At 48.2% G+C, this 24265-nt stretch carries 19 protein-coding genes; 4 read left to right on the top strand and 15 right to left on the bottom strand.

Annotated elements, in window-relative coordinates; translation table 11 throughout:
- Positions 1–66 precede the first annotated feature (66 nt).
- Entirely contained in the window at positions 67–231 is a 165-nt protein-coding gene (locus B7991_RS14980) for a hypothetical protein (RefSeq protein WP_217898045.1), read from the bottom strand.
- A gap of 227 nt (positions 232–458) precedes the next feature.
- Here B7991_RS14980 and B7991_RS06695 point away from each other — a divergent pair, with 227 nt between their 5' ends.
- Positions 459–2924 (top strand): histidine phosphatase family protein, encoded by a 2466-nt coding sequence (locus tag B7991_RS06695; RefSeq protein ID WP_088630133.1) that lies wholly within the window; start codon positions 459–461, stop codon positions 2922–2924.
- A gap of 195 nt (positions 2925–3119) precedes the next feature.
- Here B7991_RS06695 and B7991_RS06690 read toward each other — a convergent pair whose 3' ends face one another.
- From B7991_RS06690 to dinD, 3 genes are all read right to left on the bottom strand, one after another.
- Positions 3120–4103, bottom strand: coding sequence for a MoxR family ATPase (locus B7991_RS06690; protein ID WP_088630132.1), 984 nt, complete (start codon positions 4101–4103; stop codon positions 3120–3122).
- 64 nt (positions 4104–4167) lie between these two features.
- The gene (locus B7991_RS06685) at positions 4168–5082 is read right to left on the bottom strand and encodes a hypothetical protein (protein ID WP_176421771.1); all 915 of its coding nucleotides are present in this window, start codon (positions 5080–5082) and stop codon (positions 4168–4170) included.
- A 232-nt stretch (positions 5083–5314) separates the two neighbouring features.
- Positions 5315–6151: a DNA damage-inducible protein D gene (gene dinD / locus B7991_RS06680; RefSeq protein ID WP_088630131.1), complete on the bottom strand. Its 837-nt coding sequence runs from the start codon at positions 6149–6151 to the stop codon at positions 5315–5317.
- 507 nt (positions 6152–6658) lie between these two features.
- Here dinD and B7991_RS06670 point away from each other — a divergent pair.
- On the top strand, positions 6659–7852 hold the full coding sequence (locus B7991_RS06670; RefSeq protein WP_088630129.1) for a YhcG family protein: 1194 nt from the start codon (positions 6659–6661) through the stop codon (positions 7850–7852).
- A 34-nt stretch (positions 7853–7886) separates the two neighbouring features.
- On the opposite strand, the gene B7991_RS06665 is transcribed toward B7991_RS06670, so the two are convergent.
- The 7 genes from B7991_RS06665 to B7991_RS06630 all read right to left on the bottom strand — a co-directional run bounded on the left by B7991_RS06665 (position 7887) and on the right by B7991_RS06630 (position 15144).
- Positions 7887–8222 (bottom strand): TfoX/Sxy family protein, encoded by a 336-nt coding sequence (locus B7991_RS06665; protein ID WP_088630128.1) that lies wholly within the window; start codon positions 8220–8222, stop codon positions 7887–7889.
- Positions 8223–8233: 11 nt separating this feature from the next.
- Positions 8234–9400 (bottom strand): hypothetical protein, encoded by a 1167-nt coding sequence (locus B7991_RS06660; protein ID WP_217898044.1) that lies wholly within the window; start codon positions 9398–9400, stop codon positions 8234–8236.
- 48 nt (positions 9401–9448) lie between these two features.
- Positions 9449–10516 (bottom strand): acyltransferase, encoded by a 1068-nt coding sequence (locus B7991_RS06655; protein ID WP_088630126.1) that lies wholly within the window; start codon positions 10514–10516, stop codon positions 9449–9451.
- A 21-nt stretch (positions 10517–10537) separates the two neighbouring features.
- Positions 10538–11182 carry a hypothetical protein gene (locus B7991_RS06650; protein ID WP_141099848.1) on the bottom strand — a complete coding sequence of 215 codons (645 nt, stop codon included), beginning with the start codon at positions 11180–11182 and terminating at the stop codon, positions 10538–10540.
- Positions 11183–11413: 231 nt separating this feature from the next.
- On the bottom strand, positions 11414–12430 hold the full coding sequence (locus B7991_RS06640; protein WP_088630123.1) for a BatD family protein: 1017 nt from the start codon (positions 12428–12430) through the stop codon (positions 11414–11416).
- Positions 12431–12508: 78 nt separating this feature from the next.
- A complete protein-coding gene (locus tag B7991_RS06635) occupies positions 12509–13999 on the bottom strand; it encodes a glycosyl hydrolase family 8 (protein ID WP_088630122.1) in 1491 nt (496 codons plus the stop codon).
- 191 nt (positions 14000–14190) lie between these two features.
- Complete coding sequence (locus B7991_RS06630; RefSeq protein WP_088630121.1) at positions 14191–15144, bottom strand: T9SS type A sorting domain-containing protein; 954 nt, start codon at positions 15142–15144, stop codon at positions 14191–14193.
- Between the two features lie 429 nt (positions 15145–15573).
- On the opposite strand from B7991_RS06630, the gene B7991_RS06625 reads away from it, so the two are divergent.
- Positions 15574–17817, top strand: coding sequence for a cellulase family glycosylhydrolase (locus tag B7991_RS06625; protein ID WP_088630120.1), 2244 nt, complete (start codon positions 15574–15576; stop codon positions 17815–17817).
- A gap of 134 nt (positions 17818–17951) precedes the next feature.
- Here the strand turns inward: B7991_RS06625 and B7991_RS06620 are convergent, their stop codons facing one another.
- On the bottom strand, positions 17952–19688 hold the full coding sequence (locus B7991_RS06620; RefSeq protein ID WP_088630119.1) for a DUF4832 domain-containing protein: 1737 nt from the start codon (positions 19686–19688) through the stop codon (positions 17952–17954).
- A 79-nt stretch (positions 19689–19767) separates the two neighbouring features.
- On the opposite strand from B7991_RS06620, the gene B7991_RS06615 reads away from it, so the two are divergent.
- Positions 19768–21387: an FISUMP domain-containing protein gene (locus B7991_RS06615; RefSeq protein WP_088630118.1), complete on the top strand. Its 1620-nt coding sequence runs from the start codon at positions 19768–19770 to the stop codon at positions 21385–21387.
- Between the two features lie 223 nt (positions 21388–21610).
- Here the strand turns inward: B7991_RS06615 and B7991_RS06610 are convergent, their stop codons facing one another.
- From B7991_RS06610 to B7991_RS06600, 3 genes are read right to left on the bottom strand one after another with little or no spacing between them, the layout of a single operon-like run.
- Positions 21611–22420 (bottom strand): ABC transporter ATP-binding protein, encoded by an 810-nt coding sequence (locus B7991_RS06610; protein ID WP_014545945.1) that lies wholly within the window; start codon positions 22418–22420, stop codon positions 21611–21613.
- Positions 22410–23408 carry an ABC transporter ATP-binding protein gene (locus B7991_RS06605; RefSeq protein ID WP_085491708.1) on the bottom strand — a complete coding sequence of 333 codons (999 nt, stop codon included), beginning with the start codon at positions 23406–23408 and terminating at the stop codon, positions 22410–22412. The genes B7991_RS06610 and B7991_RS06605 overlap by 11 nt, the downstream gene beginning before the upstream one ends.
- Positions 23409–23418: 10 nt before the next feature.
- Positions 23419–24264, bottom strand: a complete 846-nt coding sequence (locus B7991_RS06600; RefSeq protein WP_073424752.1) for an ABC transporter permease — start codon at positions 24262–24264, stop codon at positions 23419–23421.
- Position 24265 lies beyond the last annotated feature (1 nt).

The following is a 24265-nucleotide window of genomic DNA, read 5'->3' as shown; positions in this document are numbered from 1 at the left end:
CCCGTGCACGCAGATGGTGAAAAAACGCACATTTCAGGCGCTATACATTGGAATAAATACTAGGATTTACTTCACTTTACTAAAGTCAAGCCTATCATCAACCGGAATCGGTTCATTCAGGTTTTGAACATTGACGTCCACCGGTTCGGGCGTTCCAGAATTTGACGGCGGCGCAGGCATTTTTGCCATTTGAGCAGACTGGTCATCGCGACCGTCCTTTCGCAATTGCATTTCATCCGGATTGTTTCCAACACCGATTATACCGGGGCAGCCCCTCGGATTATCGCACGCACAACCTAAAACAAACAAAGAAAAGGCAATCAAAACAAATTTCATGATTTTAATATACAAAAGAAGTCATAAATGGACAATTAGTCAACGAAAATCGAGCATAACGAGCTAGGCAGTAAGGACAAAATTTTTAAATTTGGCGCGAAAATCTTATTTGGGAGCAATGTATGAAATCCAAATTACTCTTAACAACATCTATCTTCACGCTTTCCATGCTCTACGGCTGCCTTGACGAGGTGACCGAGGCAAGCGCTCCGAACGTGTCCGAACTCGCCTGCAAAACAGAACCGCTAGACGATGACAGCGGTCTCAAGGTTATCTGCGGCGGTGATTCCGTAGGTGTCGTATTGAACGGCAAAGATGGTAAGGACGGGAAAGATGGCGAAGACGGAAAATCCGGCGCCGATGGTAAAAACGGTAAAGACGGAACAAACGGCAAAGACGGATTATCCTGCTACGTCACCGAAAACGAAGAAATCAACGGATACGACGTGTTCTGCGGCGATGAAAAAAACGGATCCATCGTAAACGGTAAAGATGGAGAAAAGGGGGCCGACGGCAAGGACGGTGATAAAGGCGAAAACGGGAAAGACGGCAAGGATGGTAAAGACGGAACGTCCTGCACGGTTGAAGTAAACGATGACATCGACGGTTTCGACGTCGTTTGCGCAGGCAAGAAGGTCGGCGAACTCCACAACGGCAAAGATGGTGAAAAGGGCGCTGACGGTACGAACGGCACCAATGGTAAGGACGGCAAGGATGGAACTTCCTGTACGGTTGAAGCAAACGATGACATCAACGGTTTCGACGTCATCTGCGGTGACAAGAAGGTCGGCGAACTCCGAAACGGTAAGGATGGTGAAAAGGGCGCTGACGGTACGAACGGTTCCAACGGCAAGGACGGTAAGGACGGAACTTCTTGCAGAGTTGAAGTAAACGATGACATCAACGGCTACGATGTCGTTTGCGCAGGCAAGAAGGTCGGCGAACTCCACAACGGCAAAGATGGTGAAAAGGGCGCTGACGGTACGAACGGCACCAACGGCAAGGATGGTAAAGACGGCTCTTCCTGCACGGTTGAAGTAAACGATGATATCAACGGTTTCGACGTCGTTTGCGCAGGCAAGAAGGTCGGCGAACTCCGAAACGGTAAGGACGGAGAAAAGGGCGCTGACGGTACGAACGGCACCAACGGCAAGGACGGTAAGGATGGAACTTCCTGCACGGTCGAAGTAAACGATGATATCGACGGTTACGACGTTGTTTGCGCAGGCAAGAAGGTTGGCGAACTCCGCAACGGTAAGGACGGAGAAAAGGGCGCTGACGGTACGAACGGTACCAACGGCAAGGACGGTAAGGATGGAACTTCCTGCACGGTCGAAGTAAACGATGATATCGACGGTTACGACGTTGTTTGCGCAGGCAAGAAGGTTGGCGAACTCCGCAACGGTAAGGACGGAGAAAAGGGCGCTGACGGTACGAACGGTACCAACGGCAAGGACGGTAAGGATGGAACTTCCTGCACGGTCGAAGTAAACGATGACATCAACGGCTACGACGTCGTTTGCGCAGGCAAGAAGGTCGGTGAACTCCGAAACGGTAAGGACGCAGTCCTTCCTTCCTCCAGCAGCATCGCTTCTTCAAGCAGTGCAGCACCTTCTAGCAGCAGCAAGGTTTCCTCTAGCAGCGCAACACCTTCTAGCAGTAGCGTTGCATCCTCCAGCAGCGATGCAGTTTCTAGCAGCAGTGAAATTTCCTCTAGTAGCGAAACCCCGTCCAGTTCCAGCGTCGAACAGCTCAGCGAAAAGTGCAAAACGCTCCGCGCCACAACGGACGTATTCAATTCCCTGTACGACGTTCTTGGTTGCACCCGCTCTGACGAAAAGGTAGCCATCATCCTGCGCCACGCCCAACGCGACATTCACAAATACGGCGATGACGATGGCCTCATCGAAGTCGGCAGACAGCAAGCAAAACAAGTCGGCGAGAAACTAAAGGAGCTCAAACTCGACGATTTCTATTATATGTACACGAACGTCAAGCGCACCGCAGAAACCGCACAAATCATCGCCATTAACAAAGGCGAAAACGTTTCGACAGACATCAACGACTGGCACAAACACAACATCGCAAACCTAACCGAAATCAACCAGAACCTGAAAGAATCTTGGTACGTCAAGCCCAATCAAAATGCAAGCAACTGCAAAGGTGGCGCTAGCTGGGGCTGGAGTTCTTACTCCAAAATCGCCTATCAAGAATATGACGACGACAACAACCGTCAAAACTGCGAAAACGCATTCTACCCCATCGACACAAGAATTGAAGCATTCATCGAAAACTACTTTACATACGAACAAATGCACAAGTACACTTTAGCCATTTCGCACGACCAATACCTCGTGCCATTCGTCATTACAATCAGCAACAAAAAAATCCACGATGACGTTAAAAATTCCAAATACGATCTCCGCTTCCACAAGCACGATCGCGACATTAACTGGCAACCAGATTTCAACTACTGGATCAACTACCTCACCGGTGTAGTCCTCATCGTTGATTCCGAAAACAACGTTATAAAGCTTCCCGTCAAAGCTCTCGACGACGGATTCCTGCGCAAATACGAAAATCCATAACATACAAGCTTCAAAGCCCCCGCTCGGGGGATTTTTTCGTAAGTACAAAAACAAAAAACAACGCCCCACAAGGCGTTGTTTTTCAATGTCAAAAAAGGAGATTCCCGCCTTTACGGCAGTTGCGCTTTTCAAGCGCACTGCCCGGCGGCTCGGTCATGGGCTTTCGAGCAAGCTCGACGCCCGCGACGCTCGCCTTTAAGGCACTTCCACAGAATCCAAAATCTTCTGCACGACGGTTTCGGCAGTGACTTCTTCTGCTTCAGCTTCGTAGCTCAGGATCACGCGGTGGCGGAGCACTTCCATTGCAACAGCCTTCACATCTTCCGGCGTCACGTAAGCGCGGCCCTGGATAAACGCATGAGCCTTCGAAGCCTGAGCAAGGCCAATAGAAGCACGCGGAGAAGCGCCCACTTCCACAAAGCCCACCAAGTCGCTACGCTTGATGCTACCCGGATCACGCGTTGCCAAGACCAGGTTCACGATGTATTCGCGCACACGTTCGTCCACATAAACCTGCTTCACGAGCTCGCGAGCCTTCAAGATATCGTCCTTCGTTGCAACAGCCTTCGGCTGGCGGAGTCCTGCACCCGAGACAGCATCGAGAATCTTCATTTCGTCAGCCTTGTTCGGGTAGCTCACCTTCACCTTCAAGAGGAAACGGTCCACCTGGGCTTCCGGCAGCGGATACGTACCTTCCTGTTCAATCGGGTTCTGCGTCGCAAGCACCAAGAACGGTTCGTCCAGCTTGAACGTTTCATCGCCAATCGTGATGTGGCGTTCCTGCATGGCTTCGAGCAAAGCACTCTGCACCTTTGACGGAGCACGGTTAATTTCATCAGCAAGCACAAGGTTCGTAAAGAGCGGGCCCTTGCGCGTTTCGAACTTTGCTTCGCGGGCGTTATAAATCGTCGTACCGAGCAAGTCTGCCGGCAGCAAATCAGGAGTAAACTGGATGCGCTTGAAGTCGAGCGAAACAGCATCGGCAAAAGCCTTCACCGCAGTCGTCTTGGCCAAGCCCGGGAGGCCTTCCAAAAGCACGTGGCCATCTGCCAAAATACCCGTCAGAATGCTTTCGACCATCGCCTTCTGACCAATCACCGTATCTTCAACTTCACGCAGCAAGTTCATGCAAAAAGAACTCTGCTGCTTCACCTTTTCCGAAAGTTCCTGAATATCCATTTATTTTACCTCTAAGTTTTCCACGCATTAAGATACTAAAATCTTTCAAAAAAAACAAATAAGATTAGTCTTCTTCGTCGCTTCGTCTGCTCTCATATTCTTCCAAAGATTCCAAATCACGAACTTTTCGCCGTTCTTCTGCCGCCTTTGTTTCCCTTTGCATTTTTTCTTGTTTTTCACTAGAAGATGCAATCGCCCTGGACGTACTTATAATACTTACCGTTATAGCAAACCTGTCCATATTTGAAATTTTTTCGTACTGTTCTGAATAGGAACTATATTCCCTCCGTTTATACGTCAAGTCTCTTCCATAACGGAATTCTACACCTATCCTTAGCGATTCATTGGGTATAAAAGAAATATATCCACCGCAACCAATTTCATCATAAAAAACCGGAGCCGATCGGCCTCTTCCAACAACCATAGCCCCCAATTGCGCCGTATTGGCTTCTCGCCCATTTCTGGACAAATGCTGAGTCAAACCTATTCGGAAATTATACCCGATTGGCAACTGTTCAATAAGCGATACACCTCCACCCCACTGCAAATACGCATGCTCCACCTTTTCCAATTGCCATACCCACAAGTTACTCCAACCCATTACACCGAAATAATCAGAGGCAAAGCCCGCCTGCACATAGGGCGTCAAAAAATCAAAACCAAAACCGTACTTGAAATACCCTTTATTTTTCTGAATAGAGAAGTTCGCCCCTATAGGCCACTCCTTGTTTTTATAATACCATTCGTCATGCCAATCATCCGACCGTTCCACTTCCTTAACGCCGTCTGCAACATAATTAACATACAATTCATCATCAACAAGATCTCCAAAAAAAGCCGAGACCGAAGCATTTGCCACAAAATTTCCGTCGCTCTTTTCCATAAACGTCGCTGCTGATGGCGGATGAATAATAGCAACGCTACACCCCGCAAGCATCGCCGTCACAATCAAAACAAGTAAACAAGCCAACCGATTCATCACGTATAAAATAGCTTTAATTCAAAAAGTTTCAACGTAATCCATCGTCAAATTTTAACCTCCCATCAGGCGATTTAAACAAGAAGGCGATTCCGCATACTTCGACTACGCTCAGCACAGGCTCCAGCAGGAATGACATTTGGGATGGGCATGACTATGCATAAAAAGACCATATTGCTGACGCCAGCAATATGGTTCACGCTATCATTTTCCCAGCGCCGGGAAAATGATATTACTTTTTCTTCTTTTGAACATGCAAAAGAAACCCATCAGTCCTTTTCAAACGACGCGCCACTTTCTTAACATCTTCACTTGCAGGCAAATTTTCGGGGACAATACCACGATCAAGAAGCATTTTGCGGACAGCGCGATTGTTATCCACATGTTCCTTCTCAATTTTCTTGTGTCCAAAAAGATTTTTTGTTTGAGTTTTGACAGAAGTCATTTCCGCAGCAAGATCCTTAGCCTTGATGCTTACCGTAGGCAAAAAATCCGCTAGCGGGCGACTCGCAGGAACATTATACTTACGCTTTAAGAGATTCGTATCAATGTTGAACAACGCCTGATCGCCCTTGGAACGGATAACGGCAAAGCCCTTGCTATCTACGCCTCGTTCAAATAATACTCCCGAGAGGACCTTTTCGGTAAGCGCAAGCTTCTCCCTCGCCTGCACACGTTCCAATTCGTGAATACGGTTTTCAACAATTTCCGCCACACGAGTCTGCACAGCAAAGTAATTCTGCGCAAAAGAAATTTCCGGCTTGCGAGAATCACCGTTTTGAGCAATCAAATAACAAGCGTAGCGAGTAAGCATATAGTCATCAACTTCACGTACTGCCCCCTTTGCAAGATGGATCATTTTCCCGGCGCCGGGAAAATGATCATCAACAATTTCGCCTGCATTTTTACAGGCATCCTTCGCCTTTTCAATAGCATTACTAAAACGCTCCCATTTAGTATATCCAAGTAACGTACTCAAGTCACGAGCACTCCAACATTCCACACCCTGATATTCGCAAGCAATAGCCTCGAACTTTTCGAACAGAGTCTTGATTTCTTCGGACTTCATTATAGCCTCCATGTAATCGTATTATACGACGCCGTTTTTGCGGCAAGTTTATGATTAGAGGCGTTCCTGCAAAATCAAATTATGATTAAAGCAAAAACGCACCTCGCCTTTGTATAGCGAGATGCGCAGTCATTAATGTATCATTTTTTTGTATATTCTTACATAGTAGCAGCAATTAATCCCGCTGACACCGAGAAATTGACGCCGTTGGCGTCCGTATCATAGTCTCGGTCATAGTTTCAAGCAAGCTTGAAACTGCGACTCTCGACTCAGTACTATTCAGGGCGGGAAGTTCAACTATCTGCTTGAGGTCGTCTTCCTTCGCGAAATCGACAACATTGCGAATCAAGACAGTTGCCCTGTGGGGAACCGGCCCCATGGCTATCAACGTAGAGCACCCCCATATTTTGTGGGATCATCAATCTGTCATTAACAGGTTTGTGAACCGGTGTTCTGCGCACTACATGCATATCTCCCGTTTGCGAACCGCAAAAACAGGAGCATATCATGGCTAAAAATATCGATTTCAACGGACTCTGTAACGCTATCGCGCAAATCGACGAAGCTTTCGTCGAAAACACCGCCAAGGCAATCAACAAGAACGTGACCGCCCGCAACTGGCTTACCGGCTACTACATTGTGCATTACGAGCAGAACGGCAACGACAGAGCAACGTACGGAGCTAAAACGCTCCAAAAACTAGCGGAACGACTGAACAAGAAATCTCTTTCTTACAGGAACTTGAAGCTTTATCGTCAATTCTACATGGAGTTCAAAAATTTGGCGCGTCCGGTTCTTGAATTCACGGCTTCAGAATTCGGCTCAAACAGGCTATTGATGACCGATTTGGGGGCCAATCTGGAAGCATTGCCCCCTGTGGATTCAGATTTGGCAAACGGCGTTTGCCAAATTGGGCAAACACTGTTTGCCCAATCTGAAAAAATCGAAATTTCGCCCGAAAAGCTTTTCGACCACCTATCATATTCACATTTCCTACTCATTATGGGTATCGAAAATCCACTGGGACGAGTTTTTTATGAACTGGAAACAATGAAGGGAGTCTGGTCTTTTCGTGAACTCAAGCGCCAAATCGACTCCAACTATTTCGAGCGCACAGCCCTGAGCAAGAACCCTGCAAAAATGAGCGCAATCGTCCAGTCCCGTATTGCCCAGACAGGACATTCCCCGACCTTAAAAGATTTGGTCAAGAGCCCGTATGTTTACGAATTTATCGGTCTCAACAACAAAGATGTTGTCGAAGAATCCGATTTGGAAAACGCATTGATGAACCATCTTGAAGAGTTCCTGTTGGAACTGGGCAATGGATTTTGTTTCGAGACACGTCAAAAGCGCATTCTCGTTGATGACGACTACTTTTTCTGCGACCTAGTCTTTTACCATAGGATTCTCAAATGCCATGTGTTAATTGACTTGAAAGCCACAAAAATCAAGTACGACGACATTGCTCAAATGAACCTGTACCTCGCCTATTACCGAAAGAATGTAATGGAAAAGGGAGACAATCCCCCTGTAGGAATTTTAATGTGTACAAAAGCTGGCAAAGAACTTGTGGAATACGCAACAGCGGGAATCGAGGAATCACTCTTTGTACAAAAATACAAGCTGAGTCTCCCTGCCAAAGATGAACTGACCCGATGGCTCAAAAAAGAAGTCAACGATAATCGCGACACTTCAAAATAAAAACCGACCATTTTCCCCACTCGGGAAAATGGTACTACTTTTTCTTTTTCGCAGCGGGCAATTCCGGGAGCATGGCGTCGAGCAATCGCATGAGCAAGCCGTTGTCTGCAATCTGTTCAGCAGAGACACGCAACATCGGCTTTGCTCCATCGTAGGGCAACTGCAATTTTGCATCCGGGAGCACAGCCTTCGCTGCAGCCACAGGCTTCACGAGCAAGCGATCATCGTAAATCCCGCCGAAAATTTTTCCGTCAGCGTAAAGGATATACTCGCCCATCATCTTGCGGGTCGTCACACGGAATCCGCCATCAAACAGTTCGCCATTGAACTGTGCCAAAACGTAATCACGGAATTTTTCAGAACTCGGCATATATTACCTTCTTACCAAAAATGAAAGCCTAATCCTACAAAGAACCGATGCTTAAACTTTTTATCCTTGCGAGTACTTTCACCAGTTACATCTTCAGTTTTCACAGTTCTTTCGCCATAGCTAGCCTCATACTTCATTTTCAAAGATAAATACGTTGCAACGTGAAATTTAGGATCAGGTCGACTTTCTAACCATCCACGAAATTCAAGTTGTCCGCCAGCCACAAACGCAGTACCGAATCCAACAAATGGAACCACCTTAAAGCGTGTCAATTCGAACGCATCAAAACCGAGATTCACATAAAATTCATTTTCATCATCCTCGGAGCCCATGAAATACGTTGGGATAATCAATATTCGCCAACGTTGAAGCGGAACCGCAAATTCCACGCCACTAGGCGAATACCAAGCTTCAAATCCAATTCCTCCAGTATAAAGCCTTCCAACAGTATAATCCAAACTTCCAGGAAGGTCACCAATCACATCCAGCAAATGCTGATGCACTTTTTTAACCCAAGAAATATAAGATGACTGTGGATAACTTTGTTCAAACTTTTCCATTTTTGCAGCCAGCTCTTTAAGATTATCCATATCAACACTAGGTCTGTAAAAATGAAAATCCGAAATACGAATCAAAAAGATTGATTCTTCTTGTATATTTTCAAGAATCGGTTTGTACACTACATGTCCATCTTCCCATGTTCTGACATGCGTCGCATTGAATTTATTCTTAACATCAAAATACGGCGAGAGTTCATATAAAATCATTGCAAAGTCTTGGAATTCCGTGCTACTTGCATCATTCATTGCTTTTTGAAGTTCGCGTTCCAAGACCTTTGAATTCGCAAAATTCATATTCTGGTCAAGGTATTCCAACAGCGAATCCGAAACAAAAGAATAACCCACTACATTATCGCGTTTTTCAAGTTCAACCACCCACAACGGGAACGCCAAATCATAACGCCCCACTAAAAAATAAGCTTCCATCGCTTCCAAGTTGTCAATCGCATATTCATCGGGCGATTTTTCCCTCAAAGAATCAATAATCGACACAACCCTAGACGAATCGCCATTTCTTAAAGATTCCAGCAACAAGTTTCTTGAGTTCTGAAACCATTCTTTATTTGCCGGGGAATAAAGCCTTTGCGGATCCGCAAAAGACAGTGCATCTAAAAGCAATATCAGCCCAATTAAAACTTTTAGTATACTCGGCACAAATCTTTTCCCTTATTCCATCAGCCGTTTTTTCAGCACCTTCGCACAGGGCTTTTCTACAAGTTCATGTAATACAATTGCCATAACCGCGCACAACGCGACCGACATTATAATTTGCAATACGTTGTTTTGAATACCGCACACTGCAAACAGCCAGTTTTCAATTTCAGTATTGAATGTCTGCGCCAAGAAAAACGCATAGCTCGCCGCACTCGCATAACGCAACACCGCAGACCCTTGCAATCTCGGAGACTTGAGCCCCGCTAGCGTTATAATCATAAAGGCAAACAGCGGAATCACAATCCAGTCGTAAAGCATGTAATTGCCCACGAAAACATTCAGCCGAACCGCAACTGAAATTTCAGCCACCAAAAGCACCGCCTCAGCGACAAAGACTTTCCAAGTCGCAAGGACTTTCGCCACACCAGCCTTTATCGGCAAAGAGCACAAAAGCACACCAATGAAAAATTCCAGCCCGCGGAAAAACGGATTGGAATAAATAGAATCCGTCTTGAACGTATGCACGACAAGCGGCGACCAGAACAAAATCGCCGTGCAAATTGCAAGCACAATCCACTTTGCACGAGTCGTCATCTGCTTTACGACTTCTTGCATCAGCGGGAAAGCCAAATACGCAAACAGCAAGCAAGAGATAAACCAAGTCCCGCCATTATGACTTACCGGGAACAGCGTCGAAAACACGCTTTGCAACCCAAGCAGTTCAATCGGCAACAGTACCAAATTCTGGAACGCCGATTCCTGCCCCAACGTCACGACATACAACACTGCCACAATCAAGTACAAGGGAAAAATTCCAAAAACGCGTTTCAGGTAAAAATTATTGATTGATGGAGCCTGCACAAAAGACTTGTCCTTGTACGTCAAGAACAGCACATAGCCCGAAAGCATAAAGAACGCCGTCATGAACACAGCACCCATCGAAACAAATCCCGTAAGCGCGCCAAAATCATTCCCATGGTGAATATTGCAATGGAACAGTAGCACCATCACGGCCGCCACAACCCGAAAGAGATCCAGCCCCGCCGCACGATGTGTGGCTTTTTCCTTATCAATAATCATACATCTAAATTATAGTTCAAATCAATTAAAGAATGCGTAATTCGTCATAAAATAAAAGCGATTTCTCGGTTCACCAATTTCTCGCCCGTAACGGAATTCAAAAGAAAAATCCTTATAAGTAAAGTACGCGCCAAAGCCAAATTCGTTATACGTACGCGTGGATAGGAAACCCAAGCCACCTAAATTTTCATCAACAGGATAGCCATTATTTGCAATATATTCACTGAACCCAACCTTAAATTCATCACAAACTGGAATTTCCTCTATCAACATTAAACCTCCAGAAAAGGGTGGGTCCTCTTTATCAGAACCCATACCACCCCATCCTTGCAATCCGATATACCGACTTCGAAAACCCATAATGTATCTGAAAGACATATTTTCAAACGAACCCCCAGCTACAAAATGGCTATATCTAAATAAAAGAGATAAATCTGAATTTGCAATATCTTCTTTATCATCGTAATCTTCATGAATATGAGAAGTACCTTTATAAATATCTCCTCTTCGAAGAGATGCTCCAACAATAAAAGAATTATTAAATTCGCCCTCTTTCATTTTCACATTCATAAACTGCGCGGCGGAAGGCGGATGGTTTGAACACCCCGCTAAAAGCAGAAGCAAGGCGACAACGCAAAAAACAAGCGAACAAAACTTTCGAATCATTTTATAAAGTTAAAATATTTCCGATAAATGCAAGAGCATTTTATCTGCTGATTTTATCCGCGCATCAGAATTTCCAGAATAAACGCATAATAAAATCACTGGACCCATTCGACTTCGAGGCTTTCGCCTCTCCACTCAGGGTGACACTTCCCTAACCACCAACCACTAAACACTGCGGCAAAGCAGCCTCTCTCGTCTGTAGGCTCAAAGAGCCGTTCTTTCGTCAAACCCTTACTCGTCCTCTTCCAGCCCCATAAGCTGCATGGCAAGTTTCCAAGTTTCCTTGTTTTCAAAGCTGTCGCGATTACCACCACCATAACGGGCATGAGCAAATTCTTCAATGAGGTGCTCCCAGCCTTCTAACGCGCCTTCTTTCACAAGGTTATCAAGATTGATGGATGAAGCCTCAGATTCGCTAGCGCCAAAGCGCAATGCGGCATAACTTTTGCAGGCCCCTTCCAATTCCAAGAGCCATTCGCGGCTATCAGCAACGTTCACACGCTGTTTCAAGACCATCATGCGTTCACGGATTGCAGACAATGCACCGTTCCATTTGGCAAGCTCAGCTTTTGCCTTTGCACGCTTGCGCATGCGCCACAACGCCGCCAAAAGCACACAAACGCCTACCACACCGCCTGCAATAAACGGCATCGCATTGAACGGAGCATCGACACGTATAGGCACGCTATCGCTACGCAAATCGAGCGACTGCCCCGTCGGAGTCGGAATTTCAAAACGCATCGCAGGGATGTTCAAGTTGCCCGTATCCTGCATAACGAGCTTGTAGTTGAACGTAATCTGCGCCATTTCCTTGCCATCTTTTACCGAGCGGCTAGATTCCTGCGACACGCCCAACTGCAAAATGCCCTTTGCATTTGCCGAACTCGTCGGCACCACGAGAATCGCGCTCCCGTTCACGCTCCACGAAACCGTCACCGGGAAGTTGATGGTATCGCCCACAGTCGCCGAAAGCGGCACACTCGTCGCATTCCCGGCACATTCAACATCACCCACATTTCCGGCGGTTATCGTAATCCCGAGCTGTTCAGCTGTCGGGAGTTGCATCATCGCAGCATTGGCATCTGCATCGCCACTAACGCTTGCACTATCCGGTTCCACCGTAAGAACATTCGTGGAACCCGCTGTCGGTACAGTGAGTAGCGAGTCTACACTTTCATGAGATTCTTTCGCCTTAGCCTCTTTAGCCTTGGCAGGCTTCGCAGTCTTAGAAATAGCGTTCTTCTTCATATCAAGGAATATACAAATATTACATAACAAAAAACTCCCGGAGGATTCCGGGAGTCATAGCAATTTATCAGATATTTATTACGGCATTGCAGCAGGGCGCAAGAACAAGCCGTTCAGCAAGCCAGAATACATTGTAAGCAAGATGTCGGCAAAGTAACTGCCGCCATTGTTCGAAGGCACTCTTGTATTCAAGCCAGTCGTGCAAGTATTAAACCATGCAGTATTGCCTGCGATACCCGTAGCGCACCATGCAGCGTACCACTGGCTCGACACAACCGTGTTCTTGGTATAGTCCTTGCCCAAAGAAAGATCCCATGAGTAGTTGACGGCCAGAGCCATGTCGTTCGGGTCATTTTTGGCCTTATCCTTGATAAAGTCGTTCAACTGTTTCAAGATTGCAGCTGCACGCGTATCCTGGTACCAGAAGTAATCCCAAGCAATTCGCCACGGGATACGAACAGATTCCTTGTTGAACGTATACCAGGTGTAGGTATTGGCATTCGTACCAGCAGCTCCGTTAGGCGGATTTGCAGCCGTTGCCGAAGCATCGCTCCAGTCCGGGAACACGCCGGTACCCTTGGACTGCACAAGCTGCATATAAGCGTACATGGCATCCAACACGCTCTTCCAGTCGTGCTGCGTGTCTACAGCGGCAAAGAGACGGAGAGCCACCGGAGAGAAGTAGCTCAAGTTGTAAACCGGTTTATCGCCCTTCCAGAAGTCTTCATCGCCCGAGTAAAGAAGCTTTGTCGTCGGATTGACTTCAGTATCCCAAATAGCGTTTATAAACGTCAATGCGTCCTGCAAGTACACCTGGATACCGGTTCTATAGTACATAAGAATCAATGCCGTTGCAATATCTTCATCGGCATCCGTTGCACTGGAATTGTCCACAGGACTCCAGTCGAACGACGGCGTAATCCACGGCATGAGCTTTCTGTTATGATTTTCTCTCATAGCCCTTGTGTAGTTCCACAAGCGGACAAACGCATCATCATCGTTATTGAAGTAAGCAAGGAGCATGCCGTAGCCAATACCTTCCGACACCGTGCAAGCGCGGAATTTCATGGTCATAACGGTAGCATCTTCCACAGTGCAGAAATTCTTGTAATAACCGCTCTGGTTCGACCAGATCACACGACCGGCCGGTACATAGGACGGCGTAAACACAATACTGAATTCACCTGCAAGCGACGGATAAACAGCCATTTCCGCTTCTTCGGTCGTGAAGTGAAAGCTCTTCCACAAGGCATAGTGGTTCACAGCGTAGTTGGCATTTGCCGTAGAGGCAAGAGCAGCATAATTTGAAGGAGTCGGAGTTGGGGATGCAGAGCTTGCCGGAGCAGAACTTGTCGGCACAGGGACAGCAGAGCTACTTACCGGAAGAGGAGTCACAGAAGAGCTCATCGGCAGCGGAATCACAGAAGAACTGCTCAGCGGAAACGGCTGTGCTGCAGAGCTTGTTGCCGGATTATTCTCCGGAGAAACCGGAGTGTCGTCGCCACCGCAGGCGCCCAGGAAAAAGGCCGAGCCTACAAAAGCAGGCAACAGGATTTTCTTGAAGATCATAAAAGCCTCTTTAAAAGATTGCCCCAAAATACGGGCTTGGTAAATGCCAAAGTAATATATATAAATATAGCTATTCGGGAAAACTTGAAAGAAAAAATCAAGTTTACCTGTGAGCACAAACACGAATGGTATTCATACAAGAAAAGGGCCGCTTGCGCGACCCTTCTCTAAAGTTTCGTTGAAATCCGAAATTACTTCAACACGATCTTGTTGGAGAAGTTGACGGACTTGCCAGCAACGCGAACCATGTAGACGCCTGCGTCGAGGTTAGCGAGGCTGAGTGCGCGAGAAGCGTCACCCGTTGCAACAACCTGACCCTGGAGGTTGAGAACTTCAGCAGTAGCGGCAGACTTGACGCCAGAGAAGCTGAGAGTACGGCCAGAGAGGATTGCCTTAACAGAGGAAGCTGCGCGGACAGACTTGATACCCGGAACAGCGTCGCAGGTAGCCGGGCATGTGCCAGCGTTCGGACCGATAGCGCAGATGTTGAAGTCATAGTTACCAGTAGCGTTCTGGATCTTGAACTTCACAGCAACGAGCTTCTTAGCAGCTTCAGCGCCAGAAACCTTCGTGGCACCCTTGTACCAAGACGGCTGCTTAAAGTCAGTCCATGCGAGAACCTTAGAAGTACCAGCAGCGGACTTGTTGAGGTTTGCAGCCGGGTTAGCGTAACCGATTTCAGCGTCGAAGCTACCGAGGCCAAGTTCGAGAGTCGGAGCAGCAGCAGAAGAATAAGTAATGCAAACGCCGCCCCAAGCAGTAGCGTCACCCGGTTCCGGATCGCCGTTAGCGCCTTCGCCAACAACGTTAAAGCCGATACCGACGAACGGCTGATAGGTCAAAGTACCCTTATCGAGGATAGCAGTACCGCAAACACCACCGCAAGCGAGAACGACCGGGTCAAGAGCGTCAGCGGAGTAGTCGTTTCCAGGAGGAACCTTCCATTCAACGCGAGACTTACCACCATCACCACCGTCGGCGTAGCTGAACCAGTAACCAGCAGTCTGAGAACCGTTATCAAGACCAGTCATGACCTGCGGTTCGCCAGCAGAGCCAAGCCATGTATCGAAGACACCGTCATCGAGGCCAGCGAAAGCTGCAGAGCCAGCGAGGAGGGCTGTAGCCAAAGTGAGTTTCTTATTCATAATTCTCTCTCTTTTTTTAACTGTTGTTGCCCAATAAGGGCGATTTGGACAACAATATATTTTTTTTTCTCCAAAAATGCCATACCTACGAGCCTTTGAAAAAAAAATTTACATAATAGGGTAAAGTCCGGTTTTTACGAGCAAAATGGCGGGTTGGCGGGCGATACGGTCACAAACAAACTTTAAACAGATTCTTTTCTGTGTCTTTTATCACATGAATTTTTACGCAACTTTTTTATTACGAAGCAACTATTTCATTCCTGCGTTCAGAAAGCTACATTATATATTGGGTGAAAAATCGGGGTAAAGGTGTACAATGGAGGCAAAGCAAACTGCCTTGTGTTCATTGGTAAACAAAAAATTAGCGTAAAATGTTTACTATCTTGAATTTATTAAGATAATTTTTGTCAAAACAAAAGGAAAACACTCATGAAATTGACAAAGCTACTGACAGGCATCTTGGCAGGCGCGGCTATATCCGCCTATGCTGATGCATCGACAGCAACCCCCAAGAAAGTCGGGCCGGTATCCTATTACGGAGCCCTCCACACCAGCGGCAGTAAAATCATTGGCGCAAAGAACAACCAACAGGTCATGCTTCGCGGTGTAAGCCTTTTCTGGTCCGATGCAACAGGTTTGTCCTATTACAACCCGGCCGTCATTTCATGGGCTGTAGACAATCTCAAAATTGACATGTTCCGCTATGCCATGGGTATTGAATATTACGATTCCAATGGCGGCACCAAGAACAAATTGGACGACCAGGTTTCCTACGCAAAGTCTCCAGAAGGTCAGCTTTCTACGATTGACCGCATGGTCCAGGCTGCAATCGAAAACGACGTTTACATCATTATCGACTGGCACAGCCACAGAGCCCACTTGGAAACATCCTTGGCAGCTACATTCTTCCAGTACATCTCCACAAAGTACAAGGATGTGCCGAACATCATTTATGAAATTTACAACGAACCGGTCAGCGGTAGTGGCGGAAGCTGGGATGCCATCAAGACCTACGCCAACCAGGTTGTCCCGGCAATCCGTGCCAACACCCAGAACTTGATTATCGTCGGTACGCCGAACTGGTCTCAGCATCCGGAACAGGGCGCACAGAGCCCGATCTCTTCGACGAACATCGCATACGTTTTGCACTTCTACGCAGCCACCCATTCCAAGGGCAGCTTCGGTGGACACGTCACGAGCGCACTCAGCGCAGGTTATCCGGTATTCATCTCTGAATGGGGAACCACCAATGCCGACGGTGACGGCGAACCGAACTCCAGCGCAACAAACGAATGGACCCAGTTTATGGACCAGAACATGATCCCGAACTGCAACTGGAGCTTGCGTCAGCAGACCAGTGACGTCGACCAGAAGAGCGAAAAGTCCGCTATCTTCGCAGGCAACAAGTCCCTCATCACTGCAGCAGCTCTCGACGCCGCAACTTACACTTCCTCGGGTAACATCATCAAGAGCTACCTCACCAAGAACGCACGTTCCTGGGCTGACTCCCTCGTCAAGGGCAAGAGCGGCAGCTGCGCATTCAAGGCCGTCACAGCAAAGCAGACCGAAGGTAAGATTTCCGGCGCACTCAAGTCCGGCTGTACTTACACCTCTAGCAACGAAAAGGTCGTCACCGTTTCTGGCAGCGACATCGTCATCAACGATTACGGTTACGCCATCTTGACTGGCAACGACGGTTCTCAGTCTGTCGTGACCATCTCCCAGGTTGCAGGTCAGAGCATCACGAACCTCGAAAACCTCTACTGCACATATTCCGGTACTTGCATGATCGGAACAACGTCCGGCAGAACGCTTGACTTCGATGATGACGGCAACAAAGACTACCTCCTCACGATGGAAGACAAGACGAACGAAGGTTCCAAGTTCACACTTACCTCTCTCGACCCGTCCATCGTTACCGTTAGCAAGAGCACCTGCAAAAACACCAACTGCTCTAACTCCCAGAAAAACCAGCAAGTTTGGATGTTGCACTTCCAGGGTTTCGGAAAAGCAAAGGTCGTGGCTACCGCAGCTGCAGTTACTGGCTTCCGCGCCATGCAGGATACATTTGAAATCGAATACAGAAAGGGTGAACAGCGCTTCGACAGCAGATTCAAGAACCAGAAGCTTGCATTTGGCGCAACCTCTACAACAGGCCTTGCCTCAACAACGCTTTCTATAAAGACCCCGATTACCTACACCTACAATGGACAGCCGACATCCCCGTACTTGACCCGCCAGGGTGAAGGCTATGTCGCCGGCACTCAAAATGCAGTCATTGCTGTTACCGCCAACGTTCCGGAAACAGACTTCTACGCAGCCGCTACTAGAACGGTCACGTTCATCATCGGCGACAGCGCTTCTGCAGTGAACCTGAAGGAATACAACGACTACGTCAATCCGTCTGAACCGATTTCCATCAAGCCGGTCAAGAAGATTACGAACAGTCTCCAGGCTAGCATGAAGGGTTCGACACTCCAGTTCACGACCAAGAACACGGGCCTCGTCAAGATTGACATCTACGATGCACTTGGCGCAAGCGTGAAGCAGATGTCCGATGTCTACAGCGCAGGCAGCCACGCCATCGATCTCAAGGGTCTCGCAAACGGCTCCTACACGCTCGTCGTTCGCCAGGGCAGCCAGAAGGCCTCCATCCGCTGGATGAACAAGTAATCGCTTAGATTCTTGAAAGTTTAAAAGCCGCAGCAAACTGCTGCGGCTTTTCTTTTTACAATGCTTCGGATTCTTCGTACGCTCCGCATACCCAGAACGACGCAAGAAACAAGTCCGGAAAGTTACGGTCTACATTACTGGATTCCCGCACCGTTCAAGCGGTATCGTTTGTCACCATTGTGAATAACGATGTTATTGCGGATACGTTGCACAAAGGGCGTATTTTGTTTTTCAGCATCACCTGTTCGCGAAAAGCGCGGGTCAATAGACTGTTCCCTATCATCTACAACAAAACTTCCGATTCGTACTCCTCCATATATAGCTCCTGCACGTAGCGAATCATTTGCAAAATGGATACAATCGCTAGAATTAGTTTCACTACAAACACGCAAGAAAATATCTAAGGGCCATCCTCTCCATTCCTTAAAAATTGGTACGTTCGCTTCAAATTCAATTTCATTATTCCCATCAAAAGTCATCACTGTATCGGCCCCCTTTATTTCGATTTTGCGGCTATACACTTTCATAAAATCAACAGAATCAGAAAGCGGAACATCATAAGTAATAACGGCCAAAGTATCCAGCATACCCTCTTGACGATAGCCGTTAACATATAGCGAAGCCTTCATCTTGCGCGTCAGGTTGCCGAAGCCCACATTCTGGATGCGCAGCTTAGCCTTGAAAGCGCCATCGGCACCGACCTTATCCGTAATCCAGGATTCGCGCAGCACAAAACGATAACCCAGATGGTCGTTGATGTACTTGAAACCTGTAAGCGAATCAATCTTTGCCGGGTCGTAATCAAAGTCTTTCTGCTTGAACGGAGTCTTTTTCCAGCTATTAATCAGGTTGTTGTTCCATTGAATGTTCAGATAGCTCGTATGCGTGCGGAAGCCCTCATAAGCGAGGAACTCCGGCGTATTGATGACTTGGTAGCCGTTCGCTGTGGAAAGCGCCTCGCCGCCGTATGGCGTGTTGATGCCGTACTTTTCGATCCAGGCAACGCCCTCTTCGCGACAGATGGATGTTTTGCAGTCTGCACCCCAGGTGCCATAATCGTATTGCGTTCCCAAATAGCCGTCGTTGAACATTCCAACGCGGTACATCGTATCGCCTTTGGCTTCTGCGATTTCTTTGAACTTTTCGCCATCGATATGGAAGTCTACACCCCAGTTGTCAAAGCCGAGGACTTTCGCCGAATAGTTCCCCGTGCGCGTAAGAATCTTGAGTTCTGGCGGTGTACTGCGGAGCATCAAGTTCGTCGCTTCGGCAACGCGGTCATAAGTGATACTCGTGTCAGAATGCATTTCGCCATAGGCGCCGTGCATGCCCATTTCAAGCGCGACAATCACATCGGTATTTTTCGAAAGCACAGGCGCCAACTGTTCCACATGGCGTAACACCCACTTGTGTTCCGGCGTCACATTGCTGCGGCCATTGTACCACGGATCATAACAGATGCGCACAATCACGTGCCCGCCATTTTTGCGGATATTGTCAAACGTCTGTTGTAGCACATTCAAGGCATCTTCCGTGAGGTCTTGGCTCTTGCCCCAAGTCGTATCCTTCTTGCCGCCCGTCGTATCGATCCCGAGCCAAGCCCGGCTACTGAATTCCGAAATCTCGGCGCGCAAGTGCAAAAGCTTGCTATATGGTTTTTCAATCGGCTTACCACCCGAGGGCTTTATATGCAACACCTGCGGCGTGTAGAATCCGCGATCGTAATTAGCAAGTGTACGCATGGCATCGGTCGTATCAATATTTTGCTTCACAAGACCCGCTGCAAAAACCGACGACGGCAAAAACGCAAGCGATAGGGTCGCCAATACGGTTCCCCTCAAGATGCCAAAATGAGTAGAAAGTAATGCCATAGAATTAATATATAATATTCATCGATTATGGTTCAATAAACTAAAAATTTCTACTTTATCTCCCCAAAGGAGATAATATATGAACAATTTCACAAAGGCCGCCGCCAGCCTAACAGTCTCGGCGCTATTTTCTTTAGCATTTACCGCCTGTAGTGATTCCACATCCGCAAACGATGAAATTTTTGCCAATATTTCATCCAGCTCTGATGAAATTGTAAATCCGGAAGTATCATCCTCCTCTGAAAAAGCGACAAGCAAGGAATCCTCGTCTTCTGAAAAGAGCAATTCTAAGGAATCCTCTTCATCGCAACAACAATTTTCGGAGTCTTCTTCGAGCAACACCCAGCAATCGAGCGGTGTCGAATCATCCTCTTCACAAGTTCCAGAATCCTCTTCGAGCGAAGGCATCAAGGCGCCCAGCGATTCCTTCACTGATGCCCGTGACGGCAAGACATACAAGCTCGCCAATATCGGTGGACAAGTCTGGATGGCCGAAGACTTGAGCTACGGAGATTCCAGCCTTTACACCTTCGAAAACGCACTGGATGTATGCCCGGAAGGGTTCCACCTTCCCTCGCTCAAGGAACTTAATGCACTTGTCAATTTTGTTGGCGGTGCCGAAGTCGCCGCTCAAAAGCTAAAAAGCACAACCGGCTGGCCCAACGACGAACAGGGAAACTGGAATGGAACAGACGACTACGGGTTTAACGCAAAGCCAGTCCTTACCGGAGACGGCACGGGCACCGACGAAAACTTTTGGAGTTCCACAAGAAATTCCAGAGATTACAAAACGGGAGACTTTCTAAAACTCAATCCCCACCCGTCATCTAACAAGAAAACAAACAACTCGGGATATTTCTGCAACAGCAAAGTAAACGACCCTTCAAAGCTCGCCTGCTTTGCCAACGCAGATCCAAGCACCAAGCTTTCGATCCGATGCCTGAGCAATATCGAAGATTGCGGCGGGAAAACGATTGACAACACAAAGCAGTTCTGCCAGGACGGCATTGCCTACGATATCTGCCGCGGCCGCACCTATGACGGCACAAAGTACGAATGCAAGGACAATACGCTCTACGAAAAATCAAGCGGAAAAGTCTTTAAATATTCGTGGTTCCTGCTCAATCCAGAAAAAACGTATGGAACGATCCAGGACGAAAGAGACGGGCAATACTACAAGACCATCGATATCGATGGAGTCGTCTGGTTTGCAGAAAACCTGAACTACGCCAGCGAAGGCTCTGTCTGCCCCGCCAATGACGAAAAATACTGCGACATTTACGGAAGAATGTACACGGTAGTACAAGCCCTGAACGGAGACACGATCGACTTCAACAAAAAGCAGGGTCTGTGCCCCAAGGGAACGCATCTGCCACTTTCAACGGAATACAGATTGCTGTGGGAAAAATACAAGTTCAATGAGCTGTTCACGGCTTATACCGCCTACTTCGAAAACGATGATTTCTACGACGACTTCAAAAAGCTGAACAACGCAAGCGGTCTTGGAATGCTCGAAAATGGCGCTTACGACTCCAAGAGTCAAACATGGATCAACATCAACAGACTAACCCGAAACATCGGTTCTGACTTTGACCACTACCATTATTACCGCTGGTCCGGTAATGGAATCGATGAATATTATCCCGGTCCGGCTCGCAATGACGTCGATTACGGGGCAATCCGCTGTGTCGTAGACTAAACAGATATTGCAAATTCACAGGAAAGCCTGACGTAAAAAACGTCAGGCTTTTTTATATAAAAGAAAAGCCGCAGCGGTTGCTGCGGCTTTTCGAATTGCACAAAAGGCGCCCCCGGAACGGCGTCCGGGGTGACATTTGCATTAGTTGCGTTCTTCGAACGCAGTAATCTTCGGCTCGGTCATAAAAACAAGCAAGCTTGTTTTCGCGACTCTCGCCTTTCGATTACTTCTTAGAACGATGGCTGTTCTTGATCCATTCAGTCTTGTGGACTTCCGGAATGTCATCGAGCAAGCGGAGCGTATGCGGTTCGTTCGTGTTGTCGAGCACTTCAGCAGGAGTACCCTGGTTCACGATCTTACCGTCGTGCATGATGAAGATACGGTCAGAAACGTAGTTTGCAAGACCGATATCGTGGGTCACGAACACCACGGTCATCTTCAGCTCGTCTTTCAACTTGCGGAGGTAATCGAGGATGTTAGCACGAACGCAGGCGTCCACCATGGAGGTAGCTTCGTCAGCAATGAGGACCTTCGGACGGAGCGCGAAGATACGGGCGAGAAGCATACGCTGCATCTGACCACCGGAGAGTTCGAACGGATACTTGCCTTCGATATCTGCCGGAGCGACGTTAACGGCCTTGAGACCTTCGTCAACGCGGCGACGGACTTCTTCCTTGGACGGCTTGTCCTTGAGGATGTTGAGAGCGTCTTCGAGCTGGCTACGGATTGTGAAGAACTGGTTAAAGCAGCCAAACGGGTCCTGGAAAACGGACTGGACTTCGTTCCAGTGGTCCTTCAGGTTCTTGATCGGCTTGTCGCGATAGAGGAACTGACCGCGAGTCGGCTGGTAAAGACCGAGCATGATCTTAGCAAGCACGGACTTACCGCAACCAGAACCACCCACGATGGAGATGAATTCTTCGTCATAGATGTCAAAGGAAACATCCTTAACAGCAGTCTTCAAGCTCTTGCCGGCACCGAAATCCTTGCTGATGCGCTTGGCAGAAAAAACAATGGGCTTATCACTTTGCATAATCGCACCTCACGTCACGATCGCCGACAATGCGGAGATTCTGGGTATTCTTCTTGCAGTCCGGGCATGCCTTGCTGCAACGCGGAGCGAAGCGGCAGCCCACAATCTTGTTCTTGAGGCTAGGAGGAGCACCTTCAATAGCCACCGGATGACGGCCACGCTGGCTTGCCTCGGTACTGAGCATAGCGCCCATCAAAGCCTGCGTATACGGATGACGCGGGTCCTTGACGACCTGTTCTGCAGTACCCTTTTCCACGATTTCACCTGCATACATGATGGCGATGTTGTCTGCCACGTGGTAGAGGAGCGGAAGCTCGTGGGTAATGAAGATCATCGATTGGAAGATGCCCTTGTCGAGCAAGTCGAAGATCATCTTGATCACTTCCTTCTGCGTGGAAACGTCCAAAGCAGAAGTCGGTTCGTCAGCAATCACCATCTTCGGGAGAAGAATCGTAGAGATTGCAATCACGCAACGCTGGCGTTCACCTGCAGTGAGGTTGATCGGGAAGGAATTGAGCACGCGCTTGGTGTCCATGCCGATACGGTCGAAGTGAGCATAGACGCGATCGTAGATCTGCTTGGAATCGAGCTTCTCACCCGGCTTCAAGTGAGCCTTGAGCACGTCGGCTGCGATATCCTTGATCTTGCGAACCGGGTTCAATGCGTTGAATGCGCCCTGCGGAATCATGGAAACCTGCTGAGCGAGGACATTCGCACGAACATCTTCGATGGAGCGGTTCATGAGGGATTCCATCTTGTCGCCGTTCTTGACGCGAACGTCACCCGTTTCCGGGTAAAGCGGCGGGATGCACATGCCCATGAGACCAGAAACGAGCGTAGACTTACCGCAACCAGATTCACCGGCGATACCGAGAATTTCCCCCTGCTTCATGGAGAAGGACACGTCTGTTACAGCGTGAGTCTTGTCTCCAAAACGGCCGAGGTAATAAAGACCCAAGTGGTCAACTTCAAAAACATTTTCAGACATTTTTTACCTCTTACTTGCGCAGGCGCGGGTTGAAGACGCCTTCCATGGAAGTGTTGATCAGGTAGAGAGCAAACACCGTGAGGGTAACGACGATCGTTGCCGGGATGAATGCAATCCAGATGGAGTCGGAAAGAGCACCGTTATCCTTAGCCTGGTTCAAGATGATGCCGAGGCTGGTGGAATCAACAGGGCCAAGACCGATCATGGAGATGGAAGCTTCGGAAAGAATACCGGAAGACACCTGCATGATGAACACCATGAACACGTACGAGAGCAAGTACGGAAGCACATGCTTGATCACAATCGTGAGAGTCGATGCACCGTTGAGGCGGGCAAGGGCGATGTGGTCGCGGCTACGGAGAGAAGATGCCTGGGCACGAACGGCACGGGCAGACCAGCTCCAAGCGGTAAGACCGATAATGAGACCAATCAAGGTGAGGGAACGGCCATCCTTAACAGCGGAGCTGATAAGAACGAGAATCACGAACTGCGGGATAACGATGAAGATGTTGGTGAGCATGTTCAATACTTCATCAACCCAGCCACCGCGGAAACCGCCGAACAAGCCGATAAGCACACCGATAGTCGTAGCAATGATACCTGCAACGAAGCCCACATAGAGAGAGCTGCGAAGGCCAGCGATCAAGAGGGACACGTAGTCACGGCCGAGGTGGTCCGTGCCGAGCCAGTGAGCAGAGCTAGAACCTGCATACGGGCCAGCGACGATGTCACGAGCGTGAGTGTCTACGTTGTAGAAAAGAGGTCCAAAGATGGCGATGAGGAGCGTGAGCACAAAGATGGACACGCCAATCACGAACATCGGGGACTTGAGAAGGTTTCTTAAAAGCTTACCCATG

This window comes from Fibrobacter sp. UWB3 (genome assembly GCF_002210405.1).
Classification (GTDB): domain Bacteria; phylum Fibrobacterota; class Fibrobacteria; order Fibrobacterales; family Fibrobacteraceae; genus Fibrobacter.
Note: the sequence above shows the minus strand (reverse complement) of the source record. Positions and strands in the feature narration are given on the sequence as shown.